Source organism: Azospirillum sp. A1-3, from assembly GCF_023806445.1.
Classification (GTDB): Bacteria; Pseudomonadota; Alphaproteobacteria; order Azospirillales; family Azospirillaceae; genus Azospirillum.
In genome coordinates, this window is record NZ_JAMSLU010000003.1 from 480,001 (window position 1) to 492,578 (window position 12,578).

General features: G+C 69.0%; 11 protein-coding genes (1 of these 11 running past the window's edge). 2 read left to right on the forward strand and 9 right to left on the reverse strand.

Annotated features, from left to right (window positions below):
• Window positions 1-604, forward strand: the 3' end of a protein-coding gene (locus tag M5E06_RS19945) for an exonuclease SbcCD subunit D C-terminal domain-containing protein (RefSeq protein ID WP_252139684.1). The gene continues 641 nt to the left of window position 1, outside the view; 604 of the gene's 1,245 nt are visible here — the last part of the coding sequence; its start codon lies beyond the left edge, outside the window; it ends in the stop codon at window positions 602-604.
• Window positions 604-4,365 (forward strand): AAA family ATPase, encoded by a 3,762-nt coding sequence (locus M5E06_RS35615; protein WP_286208873.1) that lies wholly within the window; start codon window positions 604-606, stop codon window positions 4,363-4,365. The genes M5E06_RS19945 and M5E06_RS35615 overlap by 1 nt, the downstream gene beginning before the upstream one ends.
• Window positions 4,366-4,560: 195 nt before the next feature.
• On the opposite strand, the gene M5E06_RS19960 is transcribed toward M5E06_RS35615, so the two are convergent.
• The 9 genes from M5E06_RS19960 to M5E06_RS20005 form a co-directional block, all read right to left on the reverse strand.
• Window positions 4,561-5,403: an AAA family ATPase gene (locus tag M5E06_RS19960; RefSeq protein WP_252139685.1), complete on the reverse strand. Its 843-nt coding sequence runs from the start codon at window positions 5,401-5,403 to the stop codon at window positions 4,561-4,563.
• 27 nt (window positions 5,404-5,430) lie between these two features.
• The gene (locus M5E06_RS19965) at window positions 5,431-5,763 is read right to left on the reverse strand and encodes a DHCW motif cupin fold protein (RefSeq protein WP_252139686.1); all 333 of its coding nucleotides are present in this window, start codon (window positions 5,761-5,763) and stop codon (window positions 5,431-5,433) included.
• A gap of 74 nt (window positions 5,764-5,837) precedes the next feature.
• Window positions 5,838-8,507 carry an alanine--tRNA ligase gene (gene alaS, locus M5E06_RS19970; RefSeq protein ID WP_252139687.1) on the reverse strand — a complete coding sequence of 890 codons (2,670 nt, stop codon included), beginning with the start codon at window positions 8,505-8,507 and terminating at the stop codon, window positions 5,838-5,840.
• Between the two features lie 130 nt (window positions 8,508-8,637).
• Complete coding sequence (gene tatC / locus M5E06_RS19975) at window positions 8,638-9,429, reverse strand: twin-arginine translocase subunit TatC (protein WP_252139688.1); 792 nt, start codon at window positions 9,427-9,429, stop codon at window positions 8,638-8,640.
• 15 nt (window positions 9,430-9,444) lie between these two features.
• On the reverse strand, window positions 9,445-9,960 hold the full coding sequence (gene tatB, locus M5E06_RS35620; protein ID WP_286208874.1) for a Sec-independent protein translocase protein TatB: 516 nt from the start codon (window positions 9,958-9,960) through the stop codon (window positions 9,445-9,447).
• A 75-nt stretch (window positions 9,961-10,035) separates the two neighbouring features.
• Window positions 10,036-10,275, reverse strand: a complete 240-nt coding sequence (locus M5E06_RS19990) for a twin-arginine translocase TatA/TatE family subunit (protein ID WP_042704372.1) — start codon at window positions 10,273-10,275, stop codon at window positions 10,036-10,038.
• Between the two features lie 160 nt (window positions 10,276-10,435).
• Window positions 10,436-11,053, reverse strand: coding sequence for an SMC-Scp complex subunit ScpB (gene scpB, locus M5E06_RS19995; RefSeq protein WP_252139689.1), 618 nt, complete (start codon window positions 11,051-11,053; stop codon window positions 10,436-10,438).
• Window positions 11,046-11,876, reverse strand: coding sequence for a segregation and condensation protein A (locus M5E06_RS20000; protein WP_252139690.1), 831 nt, complete (start codon window positions 11,874-11,876; stop codon window positions 11,046-11,048). Before M5E06_RS20000 ends, scpB begins: the two co-directional genes overlap by 8 nt.
• A gap of 10 nt (window positions 11,877-11,886) precedes the next feature.
• A complete protein-coding gene (locus M5E06_RS20005; RefSeq protein ID WP_109153041.1) occupies window positions 11,887-12,564 on the reverse strand; it encodes a site-2 protease family protein in 678 nt (225 codons plus the stop codon).
• Window positions 12,565-12,578 lie beyond the last annotated feature (14 nt).

The following is a 12,578-nucleotide window of genomic DNA, read 5'->3' on the forward strand; positions in this document are numbered from 1 at the left end:
CCTGCATGCTCTGCCGGTCGACATCTTCCCCGACGACGCTGCCTATGTCGCGCTGGGCCACCTGCACCGGGCGCAGGCGGTGGGCGGACGCGAGGGCGTGCGCTACAGCGGCTCCCCCATCCCGCTGGCGCTGGACGAAGAGCCCTATCCCCATCAGGTGGTGCTGGCGGAGTTCGCCGGCGGCCGGCTGGTCGGTCATGAGTCCCTGCGCGTACCGCGCCATGTGCCGATCCACCGCATCAGCGAGGCCAGCCCGGAGGCGGCGCTGGAAAGGCTGAAGCGTTTGGAACTGGACAATGCCCTGCCGCGCGATGCCTGGCCCTTCCTTGAGGTGACCGTCACCCTGCCGGAACCGCGCCCCGCGCTGCGCGACGAGGTCGAAGCGGTGCTGGCCGGCCGGCCGGTGCGGCTGCTGAAGCTGGGGGTGCGGCTGACCGGCAGCGGCCAGACGCTGGCCGACAGCGCGCCGCCGATCGATCTGGCGTCGCTGGAGCCGGAGGAGGTCTTCCGGCGTCTCTACCGCCGCAGCCACGAGGGCGATCCCGACCCCGATCTGATGGCGGCCTTCCACGAGTTGCTGACCGGCGTGCAGGAGACGATGTGATGCGGATTCTCGCGGTGCGCGGTGCCAACCTGACCAGCCTCGACGGCACCTTCGCCATCGACTTCGACCGAGAACCGCTGCGGCGCGCCGGGCTGTTCGCCATCACCGGGCCGACCGGTGCCGGCAAGAGCACGATTCTCGATGCCCTGTGCCTTGCCCTGTTCGACCGCATGCCGCGACTGCCGGAAGGGCGCGGCGAGATGCTGGGGCTGGACGGCGATCCCAACAGCATCCGCACCACCGACGTGCGCACGGTCCTGCGGCGCGGTGCCGGATTCGGCTGGGCCGAAGTGGATTTCGTCGGGATCGACGGCGAGGCTTATCGCGCGCGCTGGGAGGTGCGGCGGGCGCGGCAGAAGGCGCAGGGAGCCTTGCAGAACCAGAGCATGTCGCTGAGCAGCCTCGATGGCGAACGGCGGTTCGGCGACGGCAAGAAGAGCGTGCAGGAGGAGATCGAACGGCGGCTCGGCCTGAGCTTCGAGCAGTTCCGCCGTGCGGTTCTGCTGGCCCAGGGCGATTTCGCCACCTTCCTGAAGGCGCCGGCGCGGGACCGCTCCGAATTGCTGGAACTGCTGACCGGAACGGAGATCTATTCTCGCCTGTCGTTTGCGGCCCATGAACGAGCAAAAGCGGAGACGCAGCGGCTCGACACGCTACTGGCGGAAGGCGGCGGCATCGGCGTGCTGAGCGACGACGACCGCGCGGCCTTGCAGACCGAAGCCGAAGAGGCGGCGAAGGCGGTGCGGAGCGGCGAGCAGGCACTGGCGCTCGCCCAGGCGGCACTGGCTTGGCATGAGCGCGACGGGCAGCTCGCGGCGGCGGAGAGCAAGGCGGCCGAAGCGGCAAGCGCGGCGGAGCGGGAGTGGGTCGAGGCGGAGGAGCGGCGCGAGGCGGCGGCCCGGCTGCGCGGCTTGCAACCGCTTCGGCCGCTTTTGGCCGATGCCGACCGGGCGAACGGCGACGCGGCGGAGGCCACCGCGGCGGTTGACCGGGCGGCGGAGGCGTGGGAGGCGGCACGACTGGCGACAGAGGAAGCCACCACCCGCCATGGCGAGGCCCGCCGGCGGTTCGAGGACGCCCGTGCGGCCGAGATGAAAGCCGAACCCGATCTTGAACGCGCCGCTGATCTGGATGGACGGATCGCGATGCTGTCCGGCGAGCAGGAGACTGCCGAGGCGGCGGCGAAGGTGGCGACGCAGCGCGTCGGGGCGGCACGAAAGGCGGTGCGCGACATCGAGACCATGTTGTCGGCGGCCCGGAACGACGTGGCGCGGCTCGAGGTCTGGCTGCGGGAGCAGGCCGGCCTCGCCGTGGTGGCCGGACAGTGGGAGCGGTGGGACCGGCTGCTGGCGCGCGCCATCGCCGACACCCGCACCGGCGAGTCGGCGGCGCGGGAGCGCGGGCGGCTGGAGCGGGAACTTGCGGTGACCGCCGCCACTGCCGAGGCGGCGGACGCCCGGCTGGCGGAGGCGCGCGCGCGCTGTCAGGCGGCGGAGCGGGCGCTGGAAAGCCTTCGGGGTGAGGCGGTTCCGTCGCTGGAGGAGGCGCGGCAGGCACGGGCCACGGCGGGGCTGCGGCGGGACAGGCTGCTCGCGCTGCTCGCCACCGGCGAAACTCGGCAGCGGCTGGCCGCCGAGCGCGAGGCGGCGGAGGGTGAGCGGCTGCGGCTGCTGGGCGAGGCGGAGCGTGACGGGACGGCGGCGCGGGAGCTTGCCGAGCTACGCGCCGGGCAGCAGGCGGCGGTCGAGGAGGCTGAGCACACGCTGCAACGGCTGATGCTGGCCCAGCGCGAGGATGTGGAGAGCCTGCGCGGGCGGCTGGAGGAGGGACAGCCCTGCCCGGTCTGCGGATCGGCCGAGCATCCCTGGGCGGAGGCCGGGGCAACGCCGCTCGGCCGGGTGACGCGGGATCAGGAAAAGCGCCGTGCCGAATTGCGCGAGGCGCTTGCCGCGACGGTTGCCCGCCATGCCGCGCTGGAGGCGGCGGAAGGGGCGGCGCGCAAGGGCGCCGAGGGACTGACGGCCCGGCTTGCCGCCATGGCGCGGGAAACCGACGGGCTGGAGCCGCGCTGGGCGGAACAGGCGACGGCTGCCGATTGGGAGGCCGACGGCGGAATGCTGGCCGACATCCGCAACGCGGTCGAGGAGGCCGACCGGCGGCTGGCGGCGATTGCGGCCGACGAGGAACGGGCACTCGACCACCGCAGACGGGTGGATGCCGCTCAGCAGGACCATCGGCGTCTCGAGACCGCGGCGGCTGGGCTGGCGGCGGAGTGCGAGGCGAACCGGCAACGGCTGGCCGACGGACGGCAGGCTTTGGCGCTGGCGGTGGCGGCGCTGGACCGGGCAAAGGCAGATCGGGATGCTGCCCTGGCAGAGTTGGACGAAGGCTTGGCGGGGGAAGCAGACTGGCGGGCACGGCTGGAACGGGAAGCGGACGGGTATCGGGCCGGGTTGGCAGCGCGGGTGGCCGAATGTCGCGAAAAGACCGACGCGCTGGCCCGTGCCGCACGCGAGGTGGAGCGGTTCACCGGGGAACTCGCGGTGCAGACGGCGGAGTCGGACGCGGCGCTGCGGGCCGAGGAGGAGGCGCGCAAGCGGGCGGACGATCTCGCCGGCCGGCTGGCGGAGGCGCGGGCGACGCGAAGTGCTCTTCTGGGTGGCCGGCCGGTGGCGGTGGTGCGGAAGGCACTGGCCGGGGAGCGGCACGAGGCCGAGGCCCTGGTGGAAAAAGCCACTTTCGCACGGCAGGACGCCGTTGCACGGCTGTCGGCGGCGGAGCGTGAGCGCGAGACCCGGGGCGAGGCGGCGCGGCAGTGCGCCGACAAGGCGCGGGCGGCCGGCGAGCGGCTGGAGCGTGCGGCGGCGGAGCGTGGCGCCGGTTTGGAGGAGGTTCGCCGGTTGCTGGCGGCGGCCAAAAGCGAGCTGGAGGCGGAAGAGCTGGCGCTGGCGGTGCTGGAGCGGGCGCGTGGCGACGCGGCGCTGGTGGTGGCCGAGCGGCGGCGGCAGCGCGCCGATCACCATGCCGCGGGCGGGCCGGCACTGAGCGCCGAAGACGCTGCCGCCGCGGCCGAGAGCACCCGCGCGGTACTGGAACGGGACCGCGACCGGCTGGGTTCGGCGCGTGGACGGCTGGAGGCCGATGATGGCAACCGGCAACGGCTGGCCGGGCTGCGGGTGGCGATCGAGGGGCAGCAGGCGCGCTGTGCGCTGTGGGGCAAGATGGCGCAGCTGATCGGCTCGGCGAACGGGCAGAAGATGCGCAACTTCGCCCAGAGTTTGAGCCTGGACCTGCTGCTGACCCACGCAAATCGGCATCTGGAGGATCTCGCCCGCCGCTATCGGTTGGAGCGGGTGGCGGGGGCCGATCTGGAAATCCAGGTGGTCGACCGCGAGATGGGCGACGAGCGGCGCGGCGTGCACAGCCTGTCCGGCGGCGAACTGTTCCTGGTGTCGCTGGCCCTCGCGCTCGGCCTGTCGGCGATGGCGGCGGGAACTGCGGGCGGGATCGGCACGCTGTTCATCGACGAAGGGTTCGGCACGCTCGACCCGGACAGCCTGGACGTGGCGCTGTCATGCCTGGAGGCTCTGCAGGCCGGCGGTCGTCAGGTCGGCGTCATCAGCCACGTTCCGGCGATGGTCGAGCGAATCGGCACGCAGATCCGCGTGATGCCGCTGGGCGGCGGGCGCAGCCGGGTGACGGTGCAGTCGGTGGCCGGCGTGGCACTGGGCGTGGCGATGGAGGAGGTTGAGGGGGTTTGAGGGGGTGCCAAGTTAGACCCCCACCTAACCTCCCCCGCTGGGCGGGGGAGGGACTGCCGCCACTCTCCCGAACAAGCACTTGTCCCCTCCCCCGCCCAGCTCTCGCACAAAGCTTCGCTTTGTGCTGACGCGGCAGGCGGACCGTAGGTCCGCTGAGAGCGGGGGAGGGTCAGGGTGGGGGCAAGCGACCGCCCCTCACCGCCCCCGCTTGGCCAGAAAAGCTAGCCGCTCCAGCGTGTGGACGTCCTGCTCGTTCTTCAGCAGCGCGCCGCACAGCGGGGGGATCAGCGTACGGGCATCCTTGGCGCGCAGGGTCTCGGGATCGACGTCCTCGACCATCAGCAGCTTGATCCAATCCAGCAGTTCGGAGGTCGAGGGCTTCTTCTTCAGCCCCGGAACCTCGCGCAGGTCGTAGAACAGGTTCAGCGCCTCGCGCAGCAGGGTGGATTTCAGGCCGGGGTAATGGACCTCGACGATGCGCTCCATCGTCTCGCGGTCGGGGAAGCGGATGTAGTGGAAGAAGCAGCGGCGCAGAAAGGCGTCCGGCAGCTCCTTCTCGTTGTTGGAGGTGATGATGACGATGGGGCGCTTGGCCGCCTTGATCGTCTGGCGGGTCTCATAGACGTGGAACTCCATGCGGTCGAGTTCCAGCAGCAGGTCGTTGGGGAACTCGATGTCGGCCTTGTCGATCTCGTCGATCAGCAGGACCGGAGCCTCCGGCGCCTCGAAGGCCTCCCACAGCTTGCCGCGGACGATGTAGTTGGCGATGTCGTGGACCTTCGCCTCACCCAGTTGGCTGTCGCGCAGGCGGCTGACCGCGTCGTATTCGTAGAGGCCCTGCTGCGCCTTGGTGGTCGACTTCACATGCCAGGACAGCAGCGGCTTGTTCAGCGCGCGGGCGATCTCCACCGCCAGCACGGTCTTGCCGGTGCCGGGTTCCCCCTTCACCAGAAGCGGCCGCTCCAGCGTGATGGCGGCGTTGACCGCCACCATCAGGTCGTCGGTGGCGACATAGCGGTCGGTTCCGGTGAAGCGCATGGGTGGGCTCCCTCAAGCGAGAAGGTTTCAGTCCACGATAAACAGGGTGGCACCGGTTTCGGTCGAGGACCGATGCGGTTCGTCGCCGAAATCGGACACCTGATAGCTCATGCCGGCGGTCAGGACGAAACGACGGCCGTCCTTCAACTCGGTAATCAGCTTGCCGCTGACCACGAACAGCACATGACCGCGGTCGCACCAATGGTCGGCCAGATAGCCCGGCGTGTATTCGACCAGCCGAACCCGCAGTTCCCCGGCATGGAAGCTGCGCCAAAGCGCCTTGCCGGTTTCGCCCGGATGTTCGGTGACCGGGACAGCGGCCCAGTCGGTCACGGTGAAGGGCAGAGTGGGCAGTTCCATCGCCGGACCTTATGAAGACGGCACGAACAGAAAAACGGCCCCCGGAGCGATCCGGGGGCCGGGTTTCAGTGCGATCAGGAGGCCTTCTTGGCCGCGATCGCCTTTTCGATGGCCTCGACCGCCGCCGGAGCCAGCGAGGCGTCGGGGCCGCCGGCCTGGGCCATGTCCGGCCGGCCGCCGCCACCCTTGCCGCCCAGCGCCTCGGCGCCGACGCGGACCAGATCGACGGCGCTCAAGCTGCCGGTCAGGTCGTCGGTCACGCCGATGACGATCGAGGCTTTACCCTCGTTCGAGGCGATCAGCACGACGACGCCGGAGCCGACCTGCTTCTTCAGCTCGTCGGCCATCGGCTTCAGGTCCTTGGCCGGCAGGCCTTCGACCACGCGGGCGGCGAACTTCACGCCGGCGACGTCCTTGGCCTCGCTGCCGCCCTCGGCCTTGACACCGCCACCCATCGCAACCTGCCGGCGCAGCTCGGCCAGCTCGCGCTCCATCTTGCGGCGTTCCTCGACCAGGACCGCCACGCGGGCCGGGACCTCGTCGGGCTTGACCTTCAGGACGCTCGCCGCCTCGGTCAGCAGATGGTCGCGCTCGGACAGCCACGCCTTGGCGCCGGTGCCGGTCAGCGCCTCGATGCGGCGGACACCGGCGGCGACGGCGCCTTCGGAGACGATCTTGAAGACACCGATGTCGCCGGTGCGGCGGACATGGGTGCCGCCGCACAGCTCGATCGAGTAATCGCGGTCCACCTCGCCATGCGGGCCACCCATGGAGACGACGCGGACCTCGTCGCCGTACTTCTCGCCGAACAGAGCCATGGCACCTTGGGCGCGGGCCTCGTCCGGAGACATCAGGCGGGTGATGACCTCGCTGTTGGCCAGCACGCGGCGGTTCACCTCGTCCTCGATGGCGGCGATGTCGGCGGCGGACAGGCCGGTCGGCTGGCTGATGTCGAAGCGCAGACGCTCCGGCGCCACCAGCGAGCCCTTCTGGGTGACATGGTCGCCCAGCCGGTGGCGCAGCGCCTCGTGCAACAGGTGGGTGGCGGAGTGGTTGGCGCGGATGGCGGCGCGGCGCTCGGTATCAACGCGCAGTTCGACCACGTCGCCGACGCTCAGGGTGCCCTTGGTGACGGTGCCGACATGCGCCCACACCGTGCCCAGCTTCTTCAGCGTATCCGAAACCGCGACCTCGGCCCCGCCGGCGGAGAAGATCACGCCGGCGTCGCCGACCTGACCGCCCGATTCGCCATAGAAGGGGGTCTGGTTGACGACGACCATCACCTGATCGCCGATGCTTGCGGCCTCGACGCGGGCATCGCCCTTGACGATGGCGGTCACCTTGCCCTCGGCCACTTCGGTGTCGTAGCCGAAGAACTCGGTGGCGCCCAACTCGTCCTTGATCTCGTACCACAGCTTCTCGGTACCGACCTCACCCGAGCCGGCCCAGGATTCGCGGGCCTTGCGGCGCTGCTCGTCCATCGCCGCCTTGAAGCCGGCCTCGTCCACCGCCCGGCCCTGGCCGCGCAGCACGTCCTGCGTCAGGTCGAGCGGGAAGCCGAAGGTGTCGTACAGCTTGAAGGCGACGTCGCCGGCCAGCGGCTGGCCTTCGCCCAGATGGCCAACCTCGTCCTCCAGCAGGCGCAGGCCGCGCTCCAGCGTCTGCTTGAAGCGGGTTTCCTCCAGCTTCAGCGTCTCGACGATCAGGGCGCGGGCGCGGCTCAGCTCCGGATAGGCGTCGCCCATCTGCTGGATCAGCGCCGGGACCAGACGGTGCATCAGCGGCTCGCGCGCGCCGATCATGTGGGCGTGGCGCATGGCGCGGCGCATGATGCGGCGCAGCACATAACCGCGGCCCTCGTTCGACGGCAGGACGCCGTCGGCGATCAGGAAGGAGGTGGAGCGCAGATGGTCGGCGATCACCCGGTGCGACACAGCATGCGCGCCGTCCGGCGAGGTCTTGGTCGCCTCGGCCGACGCCATGATCAGCGCGCGCATCAGGTCGATGTCGTAGTTGTCGTGCTTGCCCTGCAGGACGGCGGCCAGACGCTCCAGCCCCATGCCGGTGTCGATCGACGGCTTGGGCAGCGCCACCAGATTGTCCGGACCCAGCTGTTCATACTGCATGAACACGAGGTTCCAGATCTCGATGAAGCGGTCGCCATCCTCGTCCGGGCTGCCCGGCGGGCCGCCGGCGATCGACGGGCCGTGATCGAAGAAAATCTCGGAGCACGGGCCGCAGGGGCCGGTGTCGCCCATGCGCCAGAAATTGTCGTCGGTCGGGATGCGGATGATGCGGTCGTCCGACAGGCCGGCGACCTTGCGCCAGATCGCCGCCGCGTCTTCGTCCGAGGTGTGGACCGTCACCAGCAGCTTGTCGGCCGGCAGTCCATATTCCTTGGTGATCAGGTTCCAGGCGAACGCGATGGCGTCGTCCTTGAAATAATCTCCGAAGGAGAAGTTCCCCAGCATCTCGAAGAAGGTGTGGTGCCGCGCGGTGTAGCCGACATTGTCCAGGTCGTTGTGCTTGCCGCCGGCGCGCACGCATTTCTGCGAGGTGACGGCGCGCTTGTACGGCCGCGTCTCGGCACCGGTGAAGACGTTCTTGAACTGGACCATGCCCGCGTTGGTGAACATCAGCGTCGGGTCGTTGCGCGGCACGAGCGGCGACGAATCGACTTTCTGATGGCCCTGCTTGGCGAAGAAATCCAGGAACGTGCGACGGATGTCGTTGGCGGTCTGCATACGGTCAAGGCTCCGGGTGCGCGGCTGCGGCCTTCCATTGGCCGAACCGTGCTTTTAGCGCGAGAATGGCGGCATGTCCACGACGGACGGATTATTACCCTGCGTCACGGCAGACAAAAAGCCCGGCCGACTATTGGGCTTCCGTCTCGGCCCGCGCCTTTTCGATCCGGCGGCCGATGATGATCGCGATTTCGTAGAGCGCGATCAGCGGCAGCGCCAGACTGACTTGGCTGATGACGTCCGGCGGGGTCAGCACCGCGGCGGCAATGAAGGCGCCGACGATGGCATAGCGCCGCTTCGACGCCAGCGCATCGGTGCTGATGATGCCGACGCGGACCAGCAGGGTCAGCAGGACCGGCAGCTGGAAGGCGATGCCGAAGGCGAAGATCAGCGACATCACCAGATGCAGGTATTCGCCGACGCGCGCCTCGAACTCGATGGGCAGGGCGTTGCCGTCGCCGCCGGGATGGAACTCGAATCCCAGGAAGAAGCGCCAGGCCATCGGGAAGATGAAGTAATAGACGATGCCGGCGCCGGTCAGGAACATCACCGGGGTCGCGATCAGGAAGGGCAGGAACGCCTTGCGCTCGTGCTTGTACAGCCCCGGCGCCACGAACATCCAGATCTGGCTGGCGATGATCGGGAAGGAGATGAAGCAGCCGGCCCAGAACGCCACCTTCACATAGGTGAAGAAGGCTTCGGTCAGGCCGGTGTAGATCATCCGCCGCCCCTGCCCCGCCAGCAGGTCGGCCAGCGGCTGGACCAGGAAATTATAGATCTTGTCCGACACCGCATAACACAGCAGGAAGGCGATCAGGATTGCACCGATCGACCACATCAGCCGGTTCCGCAGCTCGATCAGGTGATCGATCAGCGGCATCTTGCTGTCTTCAAGTTCGTCCTGCTGCGTTTCGCCGGTCATGGCCCGTCTTTATCTTCAGGTCTGCTTGTCGGTCGGCTGGGCGGAGGCCACGGCATCCGGCCGAGGGGCCGGAGCGGGCTGGGGCACAGGGGCCGGAACCGGTTGCGGCGGTTCGGTGGTAATCGGAGACGGGGCAGCCGACGGGGCCACGCTGTCGGTCACCGGCGGAGCGGAGGGCGCCGGAACCTGCGGCAGGTCCGGCTCCGGGGTGCTGCCGTGATGGCCGTTCAGCCCGACATCGAAGCTCTTGGGATCGAAGGCCTTGCCCACCTCTCCCTTCGGATCGATGGTGTCTTCCATCATCTTCTTGATGTTCAGGTCGCGGGTCTTCAGCGCTTCCTTGCGAAGCTCGTCCAACTCGGTTTCCCGCATCATGTCGTCGATGTGGGTCTGGAATTCGCGCGCGACGCCTCTGGCCTTACGCACCCATTTGCCGAGCGTGAAGATCGCCTTGGGCAGGTCCTTGGGTCCGATGACCACAAGGGCGATCACGGCGATCACCATCAGTTCGGACCAAGCGATGTCGAACATGTTCTTCCGGCTTCACGAATGCGGTGGGCAGGGTCGGCGCGCGGCGTTCCGAATGGGCGCCCGCGCGCCCGCCGGTCAGCTGCGGACCGCCTCGTCCTTCTTGGCCGCGGTTTCGGCCGTGTTGGCCGGCTGGTTCGGGATGGTCTTGGCGTTGCTGCCCGGGGCTGCATCGTCGCTGTCGTCCTGCAGGCCGGCCTTGAAGGACTTCACGCCCTTGGCGAGGTCGCCCATCACCTTCGGCAGCTTACCGGCGCCGAACAGCAGAAGAACGATCAGAAGAACGATGATCCAGTGCCAGATGCTGAAAGAACCCATGGCGCGCCTATCACGTTTGAACGGCCTTAGCGGCGGGGCGGCACTATGGCAGAAAGGCCGTAGGGCCGCAACGTTCGCCCCACCATCCTTAAACGGTTGTCATTGAGCTTTCACGGGAATTCGCGCGGCAGCCCCCTAAAAACGCGGTCCCGCCCGGAAGTCACGCATCGTCGTCGGTCCCCAGCGCGCTGTCGTCACCCGTCGTCCCCAACCCGAGCAGCACCGGGCGGCTGTCCAGCAGGCCGGCGGCGCGCAGGTCGTCGACGCTGGGCAGGTCGCGCAAGCTTTCCAGCCCGAAATGATCGAGGAAATGGTCGGTGGTGATCCAGGTCAGCGGCCGGCCCGGCGTCTCCCGCCGCTTGCCCGGCCGGATCCAGCCATGTTCCATCAGCAGGTCCAGCGTGCCCTTGCTGGTGGCGACGCCACGGATGGATTCGATCTCGGCCCTGGTCACCGGCTGGTGATAGGCGATGATCGCCAGCGTTTCGATGGCGGCGCGCGAGAGTTTGCGCGACACCTCCTCCTCGCGCCGCAACTCCGGCGCCAGATCGACCGCGGTGCGGAAGGCCCAGCCACCGCCGGTGCGCACCAGATTGACGCCGCGCGGGGCGTAATGGGCACGCAGTTCCTCCAGCAGCGGGCCGACCTCCGTCCCGATCCGTCCGGCCAGCGTCTCCTCGTCCAAAGGCTCGGCCGTGGCGAACAGCAGCGCCTCCAACAGGCGCAGCCTGCCGATGCGGGCCTCCGCCTCGTGGGCGTCGGTAACTTCCTTAATCATGGGACTGTGCTTCTTCCGAATTGTCGCCGCCCTGGGAATCGCCGGAGCGTCCGCGGACATAGAGCGGGGCGAAGGCGACCTCCTGGCGCAGTTCCACCCGGCCGGCCTTCGCCAGTTCCAGCGTCGCCGCGAAATGGGCGGCCAGGGCGGAGCGGGTCAGCAGCCCGCCGCCCTCCCCGCCCGGCAGGAAGCTCGCCAGCGTCGCCCAGTCCGGCATGCGGCCCAGCAGCGACGACAGGCGCTGCACCGCCTCCTCCATCGAATAGAGGCGGACCGGGGCGATGTGCAGGACCGAGGAGTCCTTACGGGCGCGCTGCTGGCCATAGGCGCGCAGCAGGTCGAACAGCGTGACCTCGTAAACCGACTTGCGCTGCAGGTCCAAATCCTCCGGCGCGCCGCGCGGGTGAACGTCGATGCCCAGGCGCGGGCGGGCGAACAGCTTTTCGGCCACGCCCTTCATCGCCTCCAGCCGCTGGAGCTGGAAGGCGAGCGCCGCCGCCATATCCTCGCCGGACGGCTCCTCCCCCTCCGGCTCGGGCAGCAGCAGGCGCGACTTCAAGTAGGCCAGCCACGCCGCCATCACCAGATAGTCGGCCGCCAGCTCCAGCCGCACCTTCCGCGCCTCCGCCACGAAGGCGAGATATTGGTCGGCGAGTTCCAGGATGGAGATGCGCGTCAGGTCGACCTTCTGGTCACGCCCCAACGCCAGCAGCATGTCGAGCGGTCCCTCGAAGCCGTCCAGCACCAGCAGAAGCTGCTCGGACGGCGACGCCTCCGCGGCAGCGGGGGCTTCGCCCACACGCCCGGCCACCAGATCAGCCATATGATCGCTTTCAGTCGTTGCCGGTCAGGATGCGGATGAAGTCGATCACCGCGTCCACGGGCGGGCCCAGCACCCAATGCATGACGCTGAGGTCCATGCCGATCTGCCGCCCCAGCATCGGCAGCAGGAAGAAGGCTGCCATCAGGATCAGCAGCCCGAAGCGCTCCAGCTTCGCCAGGGGCACCGCCAGGAAATCCGGCAGGATGCCGACCGCGACCCGTCCGCCGTCCAGCGGCGGCAGCGGGATCAGGTTGAACACCATCAGGATGACGTTGACCAGCACCGACACCTCGGCGGCGGAGCGGATCCACAGTTCGATATAGCTGTTTTCCGGATTGACCAGCCGCCAGAGCACCGCCGACGCCACCGCCAGCAGGAAGTTGGTCCCCGGACCGGCCAGCGCCACCCACACCATGTCGCGGCGTGGATGGTCCAGCCGGGCGAAATTGACCGGCACCGGCTTGGCCCAGCCGAAGACGAAACCGGTGGTGAAATACATCAGCGCCGGCAGCAGGATCGTCCCGAACGGGTCGATGTGGCGGATCGGGTTGAAGGTGACGCGGCCCAGCCGATAGGCGGTGTCGTCGCCCAGCCTCCAGGCGACGAAGCCGTGCGCCGCTTCGTGCATGGTGATGGCGAGGATGGCCGGCAGGGCCACGGCCGTCACCTGGAAGATCCATTCCTCCATCGTCCGCTCCCGTC